This is a genomic window from Bacillus amyloliquefaciens DSM 7 = ATCC 23350, from assembly GCF_000196735.1.
Lineage (GTDB): Bacteria > Bacillota > Bacilli > Bacillales > Bacillaceae > Bacillus > Bacillus amyloliquefaciens.
In genome coordinates this window covers 3,790,082-3,809,034 of the sequence record NC_014551.1, presented here as the reverse complement: position 1 = coordinate 3,809,034, position 18,953 = coordinate 3,790,082, and the positions used below count along the sequence as shown (strand labels likewise).

Here is an 18,953-nt window from a genome sequence, read left to right as displayed (position 1 = left end):
TCTGTAAATTCATTTTTTATTGAAAACCACTTTGTTCTCCTTGAACCTGCGGTACCGTGCTGTTTATTTGATAGACTTTATCATTTTCAATATTAGTCCCGGGAAAAGAAAGGGCAACTCCTATCGGTACGAGTTCTTCGCTAAATTTTATTTCTAAATCACTAAATATTTTTACGTTTGGATTTAAAGGATAAATCATAAGAAAGCCTTGAGTTTTGTCTCTTTCTTCACGCATTTTCCTCTTTGATTTCGAGGTGACAAGTTTTTTTTCATCCAAATCTAGAAATTCTTGGTTATCTGCTACAATTGCCCGTATATCTACTAGCTCTCTGGATTTATTGTATTCATGTGCTTTCTCTCCACGCATAACGGTATTTGATAGATATAAACTTCCTAATTTAACAGGATGGTTAGGTACAATATGATTTGACATTTGACCTTCAAATACTGCTACTGTCCAATTTTCCAGTTCATTATTTTCTTTATTGGCAAGGGCTATATAATTTGATAGTAAATTTGATTTAACTATTGTTGCATGCTCACTAGTTTGGTACTTTTGAAAGAATTTCAATATAGTATGTATATTCACATTTTTAGCTAGGTGATATAAAGACTTTTTTCTCTGAATTGTAGAAAAAGTAAGGTTAGAAACAAGATCTGACACAGCCTTCATGTTATTGCGAAAGAAAGTTTCAGAAGCATTAAAAACTCTTGTCTGCTGCAGACTTGCATCAAAACGAGCATTATAATTAGTCGCCATTTTCATTTTTAATAAACTTGTTAATCTCATTGTTTCATGACTTAACATGCGTACTGCATATTGCATTGGCGTTTTGTTTTTTTCTGCCATATAATCAAGTTCCTCACGCAACTTTTGCATAGCAATAGCCAGATGTTCAAAATGGTTTGCTATTGTCTTTGATGTATAAATCCGGCAAAGGTCTATATAACCTTCTCGATAACCAAACCAACGGCCCATTTGCATTAATGTATCATACATAAGAGTATTGCGTGTATAGTATGTAATGCTTAATCCTTCAAGGGTAAGGCCCCTTGAAAGTTTGTCTCCTCCAATTGCAATAACATTTAGCCCGTCTTCTTTATAGCTGTGATAATCTAAAGCATCGCTACTGTCGCCATTAATTGCAAATAATTGTACTGTTATAATGCTTTTTTTTATCTCTTTTAATACAGTGTTCCATTCAAAGGTCTTGATACTGTTATCCCATTCTTCCGTTGTTTTAGTTATTTCATGATCATAAATAAATTTAAGTTCATCTATTATAGGACTGTATTGGTCATAAAGTATAGAATCTGTATAAGACGCGAATTCTTCAGCGATTACATCTTTAATATAGGTTTGAACACCCTTTAATCTGGAGATATGGATGAGCATTGAATTATGCTTTTTTTTCTGGCCTCTTAGATTTCTTATCGCAATAGTGATTAAAAAGGATAAAATCGCTTTTTTCATTTGACTTGGAACGGAATCAAATATTTCTAAGTCGTCCACTTTTTTTATTGACCCAATGAGTTTCTCTTCATCACTATCTAAATACTTAATTAAACTAGGTTTACTATAATTAGAGTTTTCTTCAGTGTTAAAAAACTCTTCAGGCCCACAATATCCTGTTGGTTTTGGCAGACCAATTAGAAAATCTTTAGGATAAAGATCCTTGCCTTCAGCCTCTGTTTCAGAAGTTACATCGATTAACAAGTTTGCAAAAGGAGTAGCAGTATAACCGACATAATTTCTGCGTGGAAAAATATCTAATAGCTGTCTAATTAATTTATTAATTGTTTTTGGTTCTTCTTCTTTTATCTTGTCCGCCGTATCAATTGAGGCTTGGTCTGCTTCATCATCAATTATTAAGACCGGTATATCTAATTGATAAAGTCTTCTATGATTGATTAATTGTTCAATAAGTGTTTCCAATACTGACTTGTTTTTCTTAACGACCATTAAAGTTGGCTTATTCAGATGGGACACTTGAGGGGTTGTGCGAGCAGATATATCATGCTTTTCGGTAGTCCATGTTCCAATAATATGATCATCATTATTTGGTCTGATTTCAGCTACGCCAACTGGGCACCCGCTCTTATCTGTACGATTACCAACAACTTCTTCTTCTAATCTTATTTGGGTCTGAGTCCGCAGATCGTTATGAATTCCTGCGAGGACAATGATTAATTTATAACCGACATCAAATGCTTTATTTATAAGACCTGTAAAATTTGCAGTTTTTCCTGATTGAACATATCCTAAAACCAGCCCTCTTTTGTCAAAAGGATTTGGGTTCTCAGGATTACCGAGGAATTCTAGTATCTTATCAGTTGATTTATCAATAGAATCCACAGTTTCAAAATCCCATTGTTTTTTATCGAGCAAATATCTTCTATATCGATTCCAAAAGTAAAAAGTTGCTTTCTTTGATGGTGAATACCAGTTATCTCTGTTTTTTCCGTCTAACACACTAATTTTATTTGGCAACTCCATCCCAATTTTATATTTGAAAAAGATTTTTGCTTTTGCTTTTTCTCTCTCAGTTTGAGAGATTTCTTTTATATTAAGAATGTTTAAGGCATAATCAAAAGCTTCTTCCGCAGCTTGATCTCGATTATGGCCGTGAGCTTCCATACTGGAGTGAATTGTCTGGAAATGAAAATCCAATAAGTTGAAATTTATATTCATTCTTTGCTCTCCTTTTCTAGAATATATTTCAGTGTGCTTTTATTAAACATCTCAAAACCAGGTTGAGTCATTAGTGCTTCGATAATTTCTTTTTTTGTATTTAAAAGGCCAAGTTGAGTCATTGTTTCAGCAAAGCGATGAACCATTTCTAACTGTTGGTCTGTAAAATTTTGAATTTCATCTTCTAATTGTGGTACTGCTATAATATTTACAGGTGAACCTATTTCAATTAATTTCAAAAAAAAGTTCAGCATTCGCGCTTGTTCTTCATTCAACATCTTTAATAACTCTAAATAAATTGGATGACTTTTATTTAAAACAAAAGGGGATTCTGAATCTTTCCCAGACTGTTCCCAAGTATTTAAGCTGCCTTTAATTTTGCTTCCAGCTATTGAAGACTGTGTCCTGAAGTAAGATATCTCTCTAGAGATATCTCTTGCTTCTTTGGCAATTGGACGTAAGATTTTTATGGCTTGTTCGGGTATTGTAACCATTGACTTCTTAACATCAACGTGCCAATCAGAATCCGCTTCATTAGAGATGTCAATTCGTACTCTGGCTAATTGAGATTGAGTATCTTTTGGGAAAAGGTTTCTCCAATCTCCATAGTGTAATAAGCGATTTTCCCTATATATGTATAAACCTTGGTGATCTCTCCATCCTCTTTCGCCGCCTGCTTTTTTAAATTCAGTGCGAGTAAGTTTGGAGGCATGGGGAAGAATTGTATACTTGACTTTCATTTTATGTCCATCCAATTTCCATAGTGTTTCTTCTCCTTCAATTATTGAGGGATGCTCAGTCATAAAAGGGTCCCAAGGAGTTAATTCAACATCGTTTATAGAAATAATAATCTTGTTATTGTCTATAAGATCATGAAAAACAAATTCAAGATGTTTTTGAATTTGAGCGGTTTTTGAAAAAAAAGTTTTTCGTTGTATTTTTTTATTGCGCATATAACGATCAAGTTTATCAATTATTATGACAGTACCACTAGATCCATTAATTTCGCCCGCCACTTCTTTAACCGGAGTAGGTATAGAAGTCAACAGATTCCATTCGTTGCATTCAGATACGTAATCGAGATCCCAGCATCTCTCATGGTATACTCCATCTTTCTTTGTTATAACGCTTAAGCGTTTTCCTAATGAAAATGAGGCAGTTTTTAACCCCATTCCAAAACGGCCTAATTCATTTGGTGATCTTTTAGTTCTAGGATCTTTTGCTCCTATATTCATTGCAGTCTGTATTTCTTCTTCGCTCATACCGTTCCCATTATCTTCAATTTTAATATAGCCATTAAGTTTATCATATTCAAAGTGTAATGTGATTTTTGAGGCTTGAGCATCAATTGCATTATCAACTATATCTGCAATTGCAGTTTTTGCTTTATAACCTATTGATCTGAGTGCATGAAGTACTGGTGCAGCTGATGGCCGTGTTAGTATAATGTTCATAAATCCCCCTGTTTTTCAATTTTTTAATATAACTATAATAAAATAAGTTCATTCCAAACGTATATCTTTCTAAAAAGATTTAACAAGAATTATCAAAAAAGCTTGACGATATACTGATTTTATCGTCAAGCTTGTTGTTATTCTAAATCTAATAATTCATTTTTAAGTGAGATAGTAGGCTCAACACCCATAGCATTTAATAATGCCTCGGCTGCTGCACGTCCAAGCAAAGGGGGAACTGCATTCCCTACTTGTTGATATTGCTGATCTTTTGTCCCTCTAAATTTAAAATTATCTGGAAATGATTGCAGACGGGCTGCCTCGCGAATACTTATTGCTCTAGCTTTTTCTGGATGACTCCACATTGATTTCCTTACGTTAACGACTGTAGGAGATGGACTGCCATAGTCTAGTCTTAAATAGATTGTATTCTGTGTTCTAGACACATCAGAGTAGGTTGTTTTTAACTCATCATTAAGACTGTGGAAATTTTTACCTTTCAATTGAAGTATTGCTTCAAAACGAGTTTTACTTAGCTGACGGCTTTCAGTATTTATATGATTATCAATCAACCCTTTATCAGCATCTTTTCTGAAATATCGAAGCATAGGCGATGCCTGCGCATCTGATTCTATATAATCTAATGGTTTAGCTTTTTCCATATCTGTAAGGGGCGTTATATCGGCTAAATCCTGTATTGCATCCCTTACTGTAAAAGGTGTTGAGTGTACCAACGCATCGGGAAGTTTCGGACTGTTCTCAAATAAATCATTTCTAACACCAAGGATGATAAACCTTCTTCTTATTTGTGGTACGCCAAAGTCTGTAGCTGTTAAGACCCCGAAATCAGTATTATATCCAATTTGGTGGAATGCCATTTCAAGATATTTTACAATATTATAAGACCAAACCTTTGCAATGATTTTAATATTATCCTTATGTGTATCATCTATATAAAGCTCATATCTAATTTTTTCATCATTTAGTTCTTTTATTCTTAACAGTATTAGATTTAAACTCATAAAGTTAGTGATATCTTTTTTAGCGCATTTATCAAATTCCTCAAAATCCTCAAGCAGCAATTGGAGTGCTGCTTTTCCACGAGAAACTATATCTTTAGTGCTTAGGTGATCTCCATCTGCTTGGAAGGTTTTTAGTTGTTGATTAATCAACTCAATAATTCGAATAATATCTTTTTTTTCCTTTAGTGACAAGCTAGGATTACCTTCTGTCTTTATAATTTTTTTTGATATACTTTTCAAGCGGGATAAGTAGTTATGATCCCCAATTATTGGTTTAGGGGGAGTTGAACCATCGATGATTTTTCTCCAAATATGACTTAGTGATATTTCAACTGACTCCATTAGAATTATCTTATCATCCATTAAAAACTTATTTTCAATCAACTTTTCTTTTGATGTATTAAATAAGCAAGTTAAATGTTCTAAAGAGCTATATGCAAAGCGCGAATTATCTAAATGTTTTGTGATGAAAAATTTATGTTTATCTGAGTTCATCGATGGCACATTCTCCATAAGAAATGCAGCTGGCCGGATCTCATCAATAGCACGAAAAAACTCTATAACAAGCTGATTATTTCCTGATATCAGATAATTTTTCTGCCTATTAGCATTGGAAAATCCTTGACAAGGAGGTCCGCCAATAATTGTTAACAAATTAGGATCAATGTTTTTGCTCTTCTTCCATTTACGGAAGTCGATTTTACTAATGTCACTGGTATCACTTTCGTCCGGCCTAATAATAATGTCTCTGTTTCCGCCGTGGTTATAAACATAAGTTTCAATAGCTGCTTGATTTATTTCTACCGCTCCAATTGTTTCAAAGCAGCCAGTTTGCTCAAATCCTTTGCTTAGACCTCCAGCACCAGCAAATAAATCAACCAGTTTAAATCTCTTATTATTGCTGTTCATTTCTTTCAACTCTTTCTGCTTATAGGAAATATATTCTCTGTTTTTCGGTGTTTCTTTCTATAGCAGCATACCCTTTTTTAAGCTTACGTTGCAAGTTTATTTTTTAAAAAAATGACGGTTATTGCTCTTAATATAGGAAAGAAATATATTAAATATTAAAAGAGAGGTTAAAGCCAATGGGTGATACTCATACAAAAGAGCAAAGAAGAAAAAACATGCAAGCAATAAAATCTAAGTCTAAATTAGAGGATAAAGTTTCTTCAGAATTATGGAGAAGGGGTTTAAGGTTTAGAAGGAATGTAAAATCTCTTTTTGGTCAACCGGATATAGCTATAAAAAAATACAAAATTGTGATTTTTATTGATTCTTGTTTCTGGCATGACTGCAGTATTCATGGGAATAAACCAAAGAGCAATTCAGCTTATTGGGAGAAAAAGTTACAGAGAAATAAAGAAAGAGATAAAGAAGTAACTTCCTATTATCAAGAAATCGGCTGGCATGTATTAAGGATATGGGAACATGAATTTAAAGAGAATTTTACGGAAACAATTAATCATATTGAAGCCTTTATTAAAAAGAAAAAAGGCAAGAATGAGTTGTAGGGCCAGAGCATAGCTATCTATCACAATTAGAATTCACAATAAGAGGTTTTTGATTTCTGGAAGAAAAGCTGAAACGCCCCAGATATGAAATGCACATTTGATACTTGAGTTTTCAGATATCAACCATTTAATCAGCCAGCCTCATTGTTGCCGTATACGTGGAAGGGAAGGCTTAGTCTTGCGTATAACTTAGACTTTAATTTGTTTCAACAGAACATTAAAATGTAAGCGTTGACACCCCCATAACCCTAGTGCTATACATATCAACCCAATATCATTCACCTAGGATTGTTACTGCAAACCGCAGGCAAAACCTAAATTGCGTCAGGCAGGGGAAGACCCCCTTGCTCTGTGCAGTTTAGGTTTTTTTTATACCCTTTTTTCGGAGGTGATGCTTATTTCATAAAAAAAAGCCGGAGAAAGGCGGCCACCTTTCGTCCGGCAGATCCCCCATTTTTAAGGAGGCAGACTCATGGACTATCATAAAATATCAAAAGAGATTTTACAACTTGTCGGCGGGGAGGAGAATGTTCAGAGTGTCATCCATTGCATGACGCGGCTTCGTTTTAATTTGTATGACAATGCGAAGGCAGATCGGAACGCACTGGAGCAGACAGAAGGCGTGATGGGGACAAATATCAGCGGCGGGCAATTTCAGATCATTATCGGCAATCATGTGCCGAAGGTGTATCAGGCTTTGATCGAGAGCAGCGGGCTCAGTGATGAAAGCGCAAACAAAACCTCGAAGCAGAAGAAAAATATGCTGAGCGCCGTGTTTGATGTGATTTCCGGCGTGTTTACGCCGATTCTGCCGGCGATTGCCGGAGCCGGAATGATAAAAGGGCTTGTCGCATTAGCGGTGACATTCGGCTGGATGTCGGAGAAGAGCCAGACTCACAGCATTCTTACGGCTGTTGGCGACGGTGCGTTTTACTTTCTGCCGCTTTTGCTTGCGGTAAGCGCGGCGAGAAAATTCGGAAGCAATCCGTACGTGGCGGCCGCTGTGGCGGGTGCGATTCTGCATCCGGATTTGACGGCTTTGCTTGGGTCAGGGAAAAGCATCTCCTTTATCGGTCTTCCTGTAACCGCTGCCACGTATTCATCGACAGTCATTCCGATTTTGCTGGCGATATGGCTGATGTCCTATGTGGAGAAAGGGATCGACCGAATCACCCCTTCATCCTTGAAATTGATTGTTGTGCCGATGCTTACGCTTGTGATCGTCGTGCCTGTCACGCTTATCACGGTCGGCCCGCTCGGCGCGATTCTCGGGAATTACCTGTCTGTCGGCGTCAATTATTTGTTCAATCATGCGGGCATTGCCGCGATGATTCTGCTTGCCGGAACATTTTCACTCATCATTATGACGGGGATGCATTATGCGCTTGTGCCGATCATGATCAATAATATTGCTCAAAACGGACATGATTACATTCTGCCTGCGATGTTTTTGGCGAACATGGGGCAGGCCGGCGCGTCATTTGCGGTTTTCTTGAAATCAAAGAACAAAACATTCAAGTCGCTGGCGTTTACGACGGGCATTACGGCTTTGATGGGCATTACCGAACCCGCGATGTACGGCGTCAACATGAGATTGAAAAAACCGTTCGCGGCTGCGTTAATCGGCGGTGCGGCAGGCGGAGCTTTTTACGGTGTAACCGGCGTCGCTTCCTACATTGTCGGCGGCAACGCCGGTCTGCCGAGCATTCCGGTCTTTATCGGGCCGACGTTTCTTTACGCGCTGATCGGGCTTTTTATCTCGTTTGCGGCCGGTATTGCGGCGGCACTGCTGATCGGGTTTGAAGATGTACAGCCCGAACAGGCCAAAGCGCCTGGAATGCCGGGGGTGACGGCTGGCGGCGAAATCATTCACAGCCCGATTAAAGGTGAAGTGAAAGCATTAAGTGAAGTGAACGACAGCGTGTTTTCCGGTGAAATTATGGGAAAAGGCTTTGCGATTCTGCCTGAAGAGGGCGCGGCGGTTTCTCCCGTAGAGGGCACGGTGACAGCCGTATTTAAAACAAAGCACGCCATCGGTATTACGAGCGCCCGGGGAGCCGAGGTTCTCATTCATATCGGGCTTGATACGGTCCGGCTGGATGGCAGACATTTTGAGGTGCACGTAAAAGAGGGCGATGCTGTCGCGCCTGGAGATCTGCTGATTACTTTTGATATCGAAGAAATAAAGGCTGCCGGTTATGACGTGATCACACCGGTCATCATTACGAATACGGATCAATATTCATTTACAGACGTGAAAAAAAGCGGCATGGTCAAACCGAATGAAGCGCTTCTGGCGTTATCCTGAAAAAGAGGTGGAGAAAACATGAAGAGATTTCCGGAAGGTTTTTTATGGGGCGGCGCAACGGCTGCCAATCAGATTGAAGGAGCTTACAAAGAAGGCGGCAAAGGACTTTCCACGGCGGATGTCTCCCCGGACGGCATTATGTCACCGTTCCATGAGACAGACGATGCGCTGAATCTGTATCACGACGCGATTGATTTTTATCACCGCTATCAAGAGGACATCGCTCTGTTTGCGGAGATGGGCTTTAAAGCGTTCCGCACCTCCATTGCGTGGACGAGAATCTTTCCGAACGGCGATGAAACAGAGCCGAATGAAGAAGGGCTGCAATTTTACGACCGTCTTTTTGATGAATTGAGAAAACATCAGATCGAACCGGTGGTCACGATTTCGCACTACGAGATGCCGCTCGGTCTGGTGAAAAATTACGGCGGCTGGAGAAACCGCCAAACGGTCGATTTCTATGAGAGGTACGCCCGCACGGTTTTCACCCGTTATAAAGACAAGGTGAAATATTGGATGACATTCAATGAAATCAATGTCGTTCTTCACGCTCCGTTTACAGGCGGCGGTCTCGTATTCCGGGAAGGCGAAAATAAACAAAACACGATGTACCAAGCGGCCCACCACCAGTTTGTGGCGAGCGCGCTGGCGGTAAAAGCCGGCCATGAGATCATCCCGGATTCACAGATCGGCTGCATGATCGCCGCGACGACGACGTATCCGATGACGCCGAAGCCGGAGGATGTATATGCGGCTTTGCAGAAAGAGCGGAGCACGCTGTTCTTTTCTGATGTGCAGGCGAGGGGCAGCTATCCGGGCTACATGAAGCGCTTCTTTAAAGAAAACGGAATTACGATTGAGATGAAGGAAGGAGACGAGGAGCTCCTGAAAGAACACACGGTGGATTACATCGGCTTCAGCTACTACATGTCGATGACGGCAAGCACCGCGCCTGAGGATCTGGCGCAATCGAAGGGGAATCTTCTCGGCGGCGTGAAAAATCCTTATCTGGAATCTTCGGAATGGGGCTGGCAGATTGATCCGAAGGGCTTGCGCATTACCTTAAACACGCTGTACGACCGTTATCAGAAACCGCTCTTCATCGTCGAAAACGGGCTCGGCGCACAAGATCAGCCGGAGGAAGACGGAAGCATACAGGATGATTACCGTATCAAATATCTGCGGGATCATTTAATAGAAGCAAGAGAGGCGATCGAAGACGGAGTCAACCTGATCGGTTACACGTCGTGGGGGCCGATTGACCTCGTCAGCGCCTCAACTGCTGAAATGAAAAAACGCTACGGCTATATCTATGTTGACCGCGGCAATGACGGAACAGGCACGTTTGAAAGGAAGAGAAAGAAAAGTTTTTATTGGTATAAAGACGTCATCGCGACAAATGGAGAAAGTCTGTAAGGCAATGTTCCGGAGAAAGCCGGCAAAATTGACATTCAGCAATGAGAGGAGGACAATAAAAGCAGAAAGGCGGGATTCATATGTTTAAAAAAATTCTTGCAGCAGTAGACGGTTCAGACATGAGCAGCAAAGCCCTGGACGCAGCCATCCACCTGGCGAAAGAACAGCAGGCTGAGCTCACCATTCTCTATGCGGGACGTGAAGCCGTTGTTTCCACATCAGCCTTAACCGGGATTGTCTATGTTCCGGAGAACTTCATTGAAGACATCAAACATGAAGTCGAGCAAAAAGGAGCAGCCATTCTGGAAGATGCCAAGCAAAAAGCGGCGGAAAGCGGAGTAGAAGCGGAAAGCCTGTACGTCCAAGGTGAGCCTGCGCATCAAATTTTAAACATAGCGAAAGAACAGCATTTCAATCTGATTGTCGTCGGAAGCCGAGGAATCAGCGGATTTAAAGAAATGATGCTCGGAAGCGTGAGCCACAAGGTCTCACAATTGTCTCCTTGTCCTGTACTGATCGTTCATTAAACAAACGGCCCTGCTGATGCGGGGCTTTTTTCATGAGAAAAGACCGCCCCCGGCTGAAAAATAGGATGATTTCTTCCTCTGAATCAAGTAAAATGGCTGTTAGTATTTGTCTGAATAAACAGTCAATGATATGGAGGAAGAGCACGATGCAAGCTAAACAAACATCAAATGCCGTCATCAAAATGGTGATTTCTATGGTGATTTTCGGATCAATCGGCTTTTTCTCAGAACATACGAATGTGCCGTCGATTGAACTGGTTTTTGTGAGGTGTCTGTGCGCCTCATTGTTTCTGGGTGTTTGCTGGTTTGGTTCCGGACGTTACCGCACCGAACAATGGAACCGGCGGGAGGTTCTGCAGACGCTGGCCTGCGGCTTTTTTCTTGTGCTGAACTGGGTGTTTTTATTTAAATCGTTTGAGGAGACATCAGTGACGATAGCGATTTCCGTCTATCATTTGGCTCCGGTTCTCGTCCTTCTCCTCGGGAGTCTCATATACCGGGAAAAACTGCGTCTCGCATCCGTCAGTTCTATCGTGATTTGTTTTCTGGGAACCGCCCTGATTTCCGGCATCAACGGAAATACGTCCTTTTCCCAGCTGATGGGATCGGGGATTATTTGGGCCGTGCTGGCCGCTCTTTTTTATGCCTTTACGACACTGGCCGGGAAAGGCATCAACAGCCTCAGCCCATATGCGGTCACCTGTTTGCAGACCGGATTGGGCGTCATTATTCTTCTCCCGTTCGTCCGTTTCGGCGCTTTTTCTGATTTGTCGCATATGAACTGGATTATGATTGTGTCGACCGGCATCATTCACACGGGAATTGTGTATTTGCTCTTTTTTGACAGCCTGCGGTTTTTATCCACCCGGTTTATTTCAATCATCGTATTTCTTGACCCGGCTGTCGCGATCGTGCTTGACACCGTATTTACGGGATTTCGCCCCGACCTTTATCAATCTTTGGGGATTGTAATGATTTTTGCAGGGATGGCGCTGTCCCTAATGAGAAAGCATAAAGCCGTGCCGGAGCAGGCTCAGGCAGACAGCACCCGTATATAGGCAGCCGTCCAGGCTGCTTTTTTACGTTTTGGGGCTTTTCAGCCATAACGAAAAAGCAGACAAACAGATCATGGAAAAAGAGGATAGTAGTTGTATAATACTTCTTGTGTTTACAATTTAAGAGATTAAAGGAGTGAAGGGCATGATAAAGAAGACGCGTCATCTCGCTTTCTTGGCTGCTCTCGGCTTTGCGCTTTGTCTGGCTATCTTATGTTCTGCATCCAAGCAGGCAGAAGCGGCAGCGGCTTATCCGGATGTGATGCAGGGACTTACCGGGTTCGCAGGAAATGCGAAGGATCATAACGGAAAAGCAAAATCCGCCGTATCGGGAGGCCAGGGCGGCTCCTTTGTCTATGTCAGCAATCTCAATGATTTGAAAAACAATGCGGGCGGGACAGACCGCAAAACCATTGTCATCACAAGTGATATTTACTCTCCGGGTAAAGCCGTTGTGACAGTCGGCGCCAATAAAACCATTGTCGGCTCTTATACCAGCCACAGGCTGACCAACATCTATCTGACAACAGGCTCCGGCTCAAACAATGTGATTTTCAAAAACCTCATTATCAGCCATAGTGCCAGCATTACGGGCAACAACGACATTCCGATGTACATAGCGAACGGACAGAATTACTGGATTGACCACGTGTGGTTTGAAGGGCACAGCTACAATCCGAACAGCCACAGCGATTTGGGAAAGCTTCTGTACGTCGGTGCCAAAGCGGATTTTGTGACTCTTTCTAATTCTAAATTCTCCGATCATCTGTACGGCTTGATTCTCGGTTATCCGAATGATGATAACGAAGGACGCAATTATATCGGCTATCCGCATATGACCATCACCAACAACTATTTTAATAACGTCTATGTCCGTTCGCCGGGCTTGATGAGATACGGCTATTTTCACGCGAAAAACAACTATGTGACCAATTTCAATTTAGGATTCACCATTCATACAAACGCGACTGTCTTCTCAGAAGCCAACTATTTCGGTAACGGAAATGAAAAAGGCGGAATGATAGACGACTACGGAACGGCCCAATTTACCGACATCGGTTCATTCCCGTCGCTCAATGCCCCGAAATCACCGCGCACCGGCTGGAATCCGAGATCGAATTACAGCTATGGCGCGCTTTCAGCACAGGATGCCAAAAACTTCGCCCAATCCTACGCGGGAGCGCAAAATACAAATCTCCGCTATCCATAATACGAAAACCGCCGGCACCGGCGGTTTTTTTGTGAGTAAAAGGTCATAAATCCCTGAAATCCTTAAAATAACCTTAAATACCTAGGAAAATATTGATAAGTTATTTCAATAATATTACTATTTTTAAAACTGTGTTGCACAAGAAGTGGAACTTAACTCACTTTAACTCATTACTGGCTATGGAAAGAGGATAATTCCAGAATACTGAGGTGTAATATGAAAAAAATCAACCTGCGTTCTATTACACAAAAAGAGATCTTACAAATAGAAAAACAATTTGAACGAATCGCATTAAACAAAATAAGAAACAATCAAGAAAAGTTTAGAAAAATGGGTTTGAAAATTGAAGCTGCTTTTAGAGACGAAAAAAAATAGGAAAAGAAGTACGGGCCTCAGATTGTTTTAAGAGTACCTATAATTCACTGATATTTTTTTCTGCAACTTATTTGGACGGCACCGACTTTCGCGATAATGAAGACGGCTATTGTGTAGACCATTTAGGGTTTGTGAAAAAAAGTTGTTTTCAGGTAAAGCTGGATATTTATCAGATCTAGAAAGTGATGAAGAAATCGCAAAAGAAATTCAAAACAAGATAAATGAATTGTACTTAGAAGCGGCAGAAATGATTGAAATGGTAAATGAATCCTAGTCTGTTAATGCGAAGAGAGGTTCCCAGCCTCTCTTTTCACCCAAAACGAGGAGGCAGCATGGCCAAAATTAGAGATGATTGTCTGGAACTTGACATAACACCGAGAAGGTACCAAGAGGCGGAGGATGATCCTTTTATCTCAACAATGTTTGAACTGTTGGAACATAATAAAGTAATCGCCCGGGATTACTCCGCCGCTTTATTAGAAAGTGAATATAAAATGCTGATATCAGGGATTGAAGCATTATTAGCAGGGAATCAAGATAGGATACGTTTAGAAACAATTGAACCATTTTTTATTTTGAGAATTGATAAAGAAAACGAATATTACAGATTTATAATTAGATTTGTAGAAAATTATTCAAATACAACTGTCTATAAATTGAACTGTAATGAAGAAAAGCTAGAATTTTTCGTGAAGACTTTAAAATCAGATCTCAAAGACACAAAAAATCCTCCAAAACTTTCCTTAGGAGATAAACGATGTACAAAACAATAAATGAGTGGGTTGATTATATAGATGAGGGGTGCGCTGTCCTTCATTTTGACTTTAATGTGTTTAAAAAAGAACTTTCACTTAATATTAAGGTTTTTGAAAAAGAAAGTGAATATACACATAAAATATTATTTCAAAATGTAGCATCTGTTTATTTTAGCGCAGATATTGGTGATATGAGATTAGAAAAAATAGATCCCGAAGAATACAATTGGCAAGTATTTGAGATGAGTTATCACCCGGAAGGAATCGGAAATCTATCAAATTCTGTAATTCCGGAGTACCAATCAAATGCTAACTTTCTCATTGACATGAACAGAATGCTGATTGCTATAGAAGCTGAAACAGTCCGCTTTGATAATCAATCATTTTATGCGTATCATTCGAAGTCATAAATAAACAAATAAGAGAGGTTCCCAGCCTCTCTTTTCTTAAAGGACAGAAACCAAACCGTGGATCTGCAGCAAATACATTTATACGTGGGAAACCGTTTATTCCACACAGAATACGGCTGTGAGCTTGCATATAAACCGCCGAAGAGAGGTACAAGATGCACCCCTTTTTTATAAAGAACACAAAGGAATCGGCAGTCTTTCAATCCCAGATATATTCCTTATTTCATGAAGACAAAACGTTGCCCGAACAAGTATTTAAACAACAAAAACATTATTATCTATTCGAGGAATTCCACTGGGTCTTGTCTGATGAAGGCTGGATGATGCTCAAAAGTTTGGCGCATCATCATCACGATGAATTTATCTTAATGGCCGTTCTGGAACACTCGGATGATATGAATCGGTTTTACGGGGAATTCGGATATTTTAACTGGTTAAAGATCCCTTTGCATATAACTGCAGATGAATATCTTTCAATCTTAACTGATTATCCAAAGCACAGTAAAAATGACTGTATATTGAACATTGCATCTCGTGTTGTTTGGGCTTCACCGACTTTCAAGTGGGCGATTTACGGAGAGAGGGAATTTGAAATTTGTATTTTAGGCATTGATCAGGAGATTGCGGGAAAAACGTTAGAATCATGGAGGCCGTTAGATGATCATGTTTTAGACTGGATATCAGTTGTATTCCCGGATCAGATTGTTCCGGATGAATTTCAAAAAAAGCTCGCCGCTCATTATAAATAGCAAGGGGCAATTGCATGAAAATAAAAATGAACAAGATACATGACGATCTGGTAAAAGGATGTTTCTGTCATTTTGACGGCTGCGGGCGTCTGTATCTCGGACGGCATCAGAATGGCAGTCTTTCGTTTACGATCACGGAGGAATCCGGCGACACCCGAGAGGTTCATATCGATGAACAAATTCCGAGTGAGGATATTATGCTGTTTCAACAGAGTTCGGATGACAGGTATGTGTTGGTTTTCTTTGAATCGCATGAGCATAAAGTGAAGGTATTTTCAGCAGATGGAAAAGAACAAAGTGTATTTTCTCTGCCTTCAGGGGCTTCATGCAGTCTTCTGGATGAGAAACAAAACCTATGGGTCGGTTTAAGTGATGAAGGCATTTATGATGATGAAAATTCAAATGGTCAAAGTATGCTGTGCTTCACTTTAGACGGACAATTAAAGGAAACGCATATTGATCAGCAGCTTTCAGAAATATATGCGCCCGTTGTAGATGACTGCTATGCGCTTGCAGAAAAAAACGGACTGATCTACATGCTGTATTATTCATATACAGTCATTGCTGCGTTTGATGAAACCGACGTGAAACGAGTGTGGATTATTTCTGATAAAGCATGTTCAGGGGTATATGACCAGCTTGCGATTTCAGATGACGGGTTTTGGATATGCAAAGATGATCATTCACTGTCCTTCATTCCGGCTGATGTCAGTCTGCCGGTGCAAGAGGTAACGTGCTGTGATCCGGATGGCGGTGAGCTTTCGGGGCATCAGCTGAAGCTGACAAGTAATGCCATTTACGCGGTCTCGACTTCGGGGATCTACAAGCGGGATATAAGTAATGGGAAACAAAATGAATTCTTTTCGGCTAAATGAAATGTTGAGATCCAGCAGATATTCTTTAAATGATGACCTCATCAGAAACCTGAAGTTTCACAAAAAAGAATTGGAGGGTCCGCTACCCTCAGATGCGGGGAGTTTTGAAGAAGACTTTGAGGAGGTTGCCTGCGCGGGGGATTTTTATGAATATTTCGCGCTTGTCTGCGGCAGCTTAGATTTTGTTTTGGCGAATAAACAAATGCCTGCGCGGCAGCGTAAAGCCTTATATAAATCCTTTTTTGAGCTGTATCCTCAATATGCGCATCTGGAAAACGCTTTAACAGATTACCCGGAGCTCAGCCAGGAAGTCAGGCTGCACGAACGGGCCAGGAGGCTGTTAGTCAGCATTTTAAACAAGAAATGAAAGGAAATCGAAAAGCAGGTTTCTAACGTGAAAGAACCAACAATGGCAGAATGTCTGAAGAAGGCTGATCTGATCCTGAACGGTCAAGCGGCAAGGGAAGAAGTGTCGGATTGGGCGTGTGAGTATGTGGCTGCACATGATCCGGAGGTTGAGGATGAAAACGTTTGGGAGATGCTCGTGTATTTGAGCGGGTTTGATCTGAAAGATTCGCCTGATTCATATCTGCATACCACAGAAGAATTAAGAGAATGGATGCAGGGATATAAGTAACCGGAAATACATACGTATTGTGAAAAAATACCGTATAAACCAGGCATGCCAAATCAGCTGTAAAGAAGGAGACACAAAATGGAGTGGCACAAACATGAGAAAGCAGTTATGCTGAGGCCGGATTCACCGGGGTGTTTTGAATTGACGGAGTTTACTTTCTTTACTGGGTATAACGAGTATTATGATAAAATCCCGGTATTTGAGCTGAAGCTGACTGATGGACAGTATGATGCTGTGCTGCGGTTTGAAGGTGTGAGCGCTGCCCGGCTGGATGATCTTGAAAGCATCACCGACATCCGTCTGGATATCAGCCCGGTCGACGGCGGCTGGGAATCGATACGCTATTATGTCGATGACGTGGAAGGAAGCATGAGCTTTTATTGCGCCAAATGGGTCGTACTTGACATGAAGAAAAAGCAGTCCTCCGAATGGCCCGGCAAAACGTCAGGGTAAAGCGGCGGCGTTTCGCGTATAATGAGGGGAGTTAGACAGAGAAGGAGTTTATTCATGAGCGAATTTAAAGATTTTTCTATCAGCCTCGACATCGCAAGAGCGTTGGAAGGACTTCAATATACCGAGCCGACTGAAGTGCAGCGGCGCGTCATCCCCGCCGCGCTGCAAAAAAAAGATCTCGTCGTCAAATCGCAGACGGGCAGCGGCAAAACCGCGGCTTTCGGCATTCCGATTTGTGAGCTTGCGGATTGGGAGGAAAACAAACCGCAGGCGCTGATTTTAACGCCGACCCGCGAGCTTGCGGCGCAGATAAAAGAAGATATCACGAATATCGGCCGTTTTAAACGGATAAAAGCTACGGCGGTTTTCGGAAAAGCTTCTTTTGATAAACAGAAAACCGAACTGAAGCAAAAAAGCCATGTCGTTTGCGGAACGCCGGGGCGTGTGCTTGACCATATAGAAAAAGGGACGCTGCCGCTTGACCGGCTGGCGTATGTGGTGATTGATGAAGCGGACGAAATGCTGAATATGGGGTTTATTGAACAGGTGGAAGCCATCATTCAGCACCTGCCGAAAAACAGAGTCACCATGCTGTTTTCAGCGACGCTGCCGGACGACGTTGAGAAGCTGAGCCGCACATATATGAAGGACCCGGAATTGATTGAAGTAAAAGCGGAAGGCCTGACGACTAAAGACATCGAGCATTTTGTCACCAGAGCAGCAGAAGAGGATAAATCATCATTGCTGCGTGACGTCCTGATCACTGAAAACCCGGACAGCTGCATCATATTCTGCCGGACAAAAGAAAGAGTTATCCAGTTAACCGATGAGCTGGACAGGCTGGGCTATCCTTGCGATAAAATTCACGGCGGCATGGTGCAGGAAGACCGCTTTGACGTCATGAATGAGTTCAAGCGCGGCGAGTTCCGCTATCTGATTGCGACCGACGTAGCCGCCAGAGGAATTGATATCGAAAACATCAGCCTCGTTATCAATTATGATATTCCGCTTGAAAAAGAAAGCTATGTGCATCGCACAGGCAGAACGGGGCGCGCCGGACACCGTGGACGGGCCATTACGTTTGTGACGCCGTCTGAATCGCGATTTCTGAATGACATTGAGACATATATCGGTTTCCGCATCAAAAAGCGGGAGGCGCCGTCAGAGAAAGAAACAGCGGAACGGAAAGCGGCTTTTGCGGAAAAATTGAACGCCCGCCCCGACGTCAAAACAGACAAAAGCGAACAGTTAAACAAAGACATTATGAAGCTGTACTTTAACGGCGGAAAAAAGAAAAAAATCAGGGCGGTCGATTTTGTCGGAACGATTGCGAAAATCGACGGCGTTTCAGCAGATGATATCGGCATTATCACGATTCTGGACAACGCTTCGTACGTCGAGATTCTGAACGGCAAAGGCCCGCACGTTCTCAGCATTATGAAAAATACGACGGTCAAAGGACAAAAAACTGAAAGTCCATAAAGCCAAGAAATAAAAAAGAAAG

Annotated in this window: 17 protein-coding genes and 1 pseudogene; 15 read left to right on the top strand and 3 right to left on the bottom strand. The window is 41.3% G+C overall.

Translation table 11 applies throughout. From position 1 onward, the window contains the following. Positions 1-16: 16 nt before the first annotated feature. The 3 genes from BAMF_RS39570 to BAMF_RS39560 form a co-directional block, all read right to left on the bottom strand. Positions 17-2,692: a Z1 domain-containing protein gene (locus tag BAMF_RS39570; protein ID WP_013354128.1), complete on the bottom strand. Its 2,676-nt coding sequence runs from the start codon at positions 2,690-2,692 to the stop codon at positions 17-19. After that, entirely contained in the window at positions 2,689-4,146 is a 1,458-nt protein-coding gene (locus BAMF_RS39565) for an ATP-binding protein (RefSeq protein WP_013354127.1), read from the bottom strand. The genes BAMF_RS39570 and BAMF_RS39565 overlap by 4 nt, the downstream gene beginning before the upstream one ends. Positions 4,147-4,283: 137 nt before the next feature. Next, positions 4,284-6,077, bottom strand: coding sequence for a DNA cytosine methyltransferase (locus BAMF_RS39560; protein ID WP_013354126.1), 1,794 nt, complete (start codon positions 6,075-6,077; stop codon positions 4,284-4,286). 176 nt (positions 6,078-6,253) lie between these two features. On the opposite strand from BAMF_RS39560, the gene BAMF_RS39555 reads away from it, so the two are divergent. The 15 genes and pseudogenes from BAMF_RS39555 (at position 6,254) to BAMF_RS39490 (ending at position 18,944) form a co-directional block, all read left to right on the top strand. Next, entirely contained in the window at positions 6,254-6,679 is a 426-nt protein-coding gene (locus BAMF_RS39555; RefSeq protein ID WP_013354125.1) for a very short patch repair endonuclease, read from the top strand. Between the two features lie 472 nt (positions 6,680-7,151). Continuing rightward, a complete protein-coding gene (locus BAMF_RS39550) occupies positions 7,152-8,987 on the top strand; it encodes a beta-glucoside-specific PTS transporter subunit IIABC (RefSeq protein WP_013354124.1) in 1,836 nt (611 codons plus the stop codon). An 18-nt stretch (positions 8,988-9,005) separates the two neighbouring features. Beyond that, positions 9,006-10,403, top strand: a complete 1,398-nt coding sequence (locus BAMF_RS39545; RefSeq protein WP_013354123.1) for a 6-phospho-beta-glucosidase — start codon at positions 9,006-9,008, stop codon at positions 10,401-10,403. An 80-nt stretch (positions 10,404-10,483) separates the two neighbouring features. Then, entirely contained in the window at positions 10,484-10,930 is a 447-nt protein-coding gene (locus BAMF_RS39540) for a universal stress protein (RefSeq protein ID WP_013354122.1), read from the top strand. A gap of 146 nt (positions 10,931-11,076) precedes the next feature. Next, positions 11,077-11,988, top strand: coding sequence for a DMT family transporter (locus tag BAMF_RS39535; RefSeq protein WP_013354121.1), 912 nt, complete (start codon positions 11,077-11,079; stop codon positions 11,986-11,988). A 142-nt stretch (positions 11,989-12,130) separates the two neighbouring features. Then, the gene (locus BAMF_RS39530) at positions 12,131-13,195 is read left to right on the top strand and encodes a polysaccharide lyase family 1 protein (RefSeq protein ID WP_013354120.1); all 1,065 of its coding nucleotides are present in this window, start codon (positions 12,131-12,133) and stop codon (positions 13,193-13,195) included. Between the two features lie 216 nt (positions 13,196-13,411). Beyond that, positions 13,412-13,570, top strand: a complete 159-nt coding sequence (locus BAMF_RS41610) for a hypothetical protein (protein ID WP_013354119.1) — start codon at positions 13,412-13,414, stop codon at positions 13,568-13,570. A gap of 332 nt (positions 13,571-13,902) precedes the next feature. Continuing rightward, on the top strand, positions 13,903-14,343 hold the full coding sequence (locus BAMF_RS39525; RefSeq protein WP_013354117.1) for a WapI family immunity protein: 441 nt from the start codon (positions 13,903-13,905) through the stop codon (positions 14,341-14,343). Then, a complete protein-coding gene (locus BAMF_RS39520; RefSeq protein WP_013354116.1) occupies positions 14,328-14,735 on the top strand; it encodes a YxiG family protein in 408 nt (135 codons plus the stop codon). The genes BAMF_RS39525 and BAMF_RS39520 overlap by 16 nt, the downstream gene beginning before the upstream one ends. A gap of 155 nt (positions 14,736-14,890) precedes the next feature. After that, positions 14,891-15,484 (top strand): hypothetical protein, encoded by a 594-nt coding sequence (locus BAMF_RS39515; RefSeq protein ID WP_013354115.1) that lies wholly within the window; start codon positions 14,891-14,893, stop codon positions 15,482-15,484. Between the two features lie 14 nt (positions 15,485-15,498). After that, positions 15,499-16,359 (top strand): hypothetical protein, encoded by an 861-nt coding sequence (locus tag BAMF_RS39510; protein WP_013354114.1) that lies wholly within the window; start codon positions 15,499-15,501, stop codon positions 16,357-16,359. Position 16,360: 1 nt separating this feature from the next. Next, positions 16,361-16,726, top strand: a complete 366-nt coding sequence (locus tag BAMF_RS39505) for a YxiJ family protein (protein ID WP_041481747.1) — start codon at positions 16,361-16,363, stop codon at positions 16,724-16,726. A gap of 27 nt (positions 16,727-16,753) precedes the next feature. Next, entirely contained in the window at positions 16,754-16,996 is a 243-nt protein-coding gene (locus BAMF_RS39500; protein ID WP_014471236.1) for a hypothetical protein, read from the top strand. A gap of 78 nt (positions 16,997-17,074) precedes the next feature. After that, positions 17,075-17,449: a hypothetical protein gene (locus BAMF_RS39495; RefSeq protein WP_013354111.1), complete on the top strand. Its 375-nt coding sequence runs from the start codon at positions 17,075-17,077 to the stop codon at positions 17,447-17,449. 54 nt (positions 17,450-17,503) lie between these two features. Next, positions 17,504-18,944 (top strand): annotated as a pseudogene (locus BAMF_RS39490) (DEAD/DEAH box helicase). The last annotated feature ends 9 nt before the right edge of the window (positions 18,945-18,953 follow it).

Bases quoted from the DNA above. Each gene is read 5' to 3' on its own strand.
- BAMF_RS39505 (WP_041481747.1), top strand. From the start codon at position 16,361: ATGTTGAGATCCAGCAGATATTCTTTAAATGATGACCTCATCAGAAAC.
- BAMF_RS39560 (WP_013354126.1), bottom strand. From the start codon at position 6,077: ATGAACAGCAATAATAAGAGATTTAAACTGGTTGATTTATTTGCTGGT.
- BAMF_RS39535 (WP_013354121.1), top strand. From the start codon at position 11,077: ATGCAAGCTAAACAAACATCAAATGCCGTCATCAAAATGGTGATTTCT.
- BAMF_RS39545 (WP_013354123.1), top strand. From the start codon at position 9,006: ATGAAGAGATTTCCGGAAGGTTTTTTATGGGGCGGCGCAACGGCTGCC.
- BAMF_RS39555 (WP_013354125.1), top strand. From the start codon at position 6,254: ATGGGTGATACTCATACAAAAGAGCAAAGAAGAAAAAACATGCAAGCA.
- BAMF_RS39510 (WP_013354114.1), top strand. From the start codon at position 15,499: ATGAAAATAAAAATGAACAAGATACATGACGATCTGGTAAAAGGATGT.
- BAMF_RS39525 (WP_013354117.1), top strand. From the start codon at position 13,903: ATGGCCAAAATTAGAGATGATTGTCTGGAACTTGACATAACACCGAGA.
- BAMF_RS39520 (WP_013354116.1), top strand. From the start codon at position 14,328: ATGTACAAAACAATAAATGAGTGGGTTGATTATATAGATGAGGGGTGC.
- BAMF_RS39515 (WP_013354115.1), top strand. From the start codon at position 14,891: ATGCACCCCTTTTTTATAAAGAACACAAAGGAATCGGCAGTCTTTCAA.
- BAMF_RS39550 (WP_013354124.1), top strand. From the start codon at position 7,152: ATGGACTATCATAAAATATCAAAAGAGATTTTACAACTTGTCGGCGGG.
- BAMF_RS41610 (WP_013354119.1), top strand. From the start codon at position 13,412: ATGAAAAAAATCAACCTGCGTTCTATTACACAAAAAGAGATCTTACAA.
- BAMF_RS39530 (WP_013354120.1), top strand. From the start codon at position 12,131: ATGATAAAGAAGACGCGTCATCTCGCTTTCTTGGCTGCTCTCGGCTTT.
- BAMF_RS39565 (WP_013354127.1), bottom strand. From the start codon at position 4,146: ATGAACATTATACTAACACGGCCATCAGCTGCACCAGTACTTCATGCA.
- BAMF_RS39495 (WP_013354111.1), top strand. From the start codon at position 17,075: ATGGAGTGGCACAAACATGAGAAAGCAGTTATGCTGAGGCCGGATTCA.
- BAMF_RS39540 (WP_013354122.1), top strand. From the start codon at position 10,484: ATGTTTAAAAAAATTCTTGCAGCAGTAGACGGTTCAGACATGAGCAGC.
- BAMF_RS39570 (WP_013354128.1), bottom strand. From the start codon at position 2,692: ATGAATATAAATTTCAACTTATTGGATTTTCATTTCCAGACAATTCAC.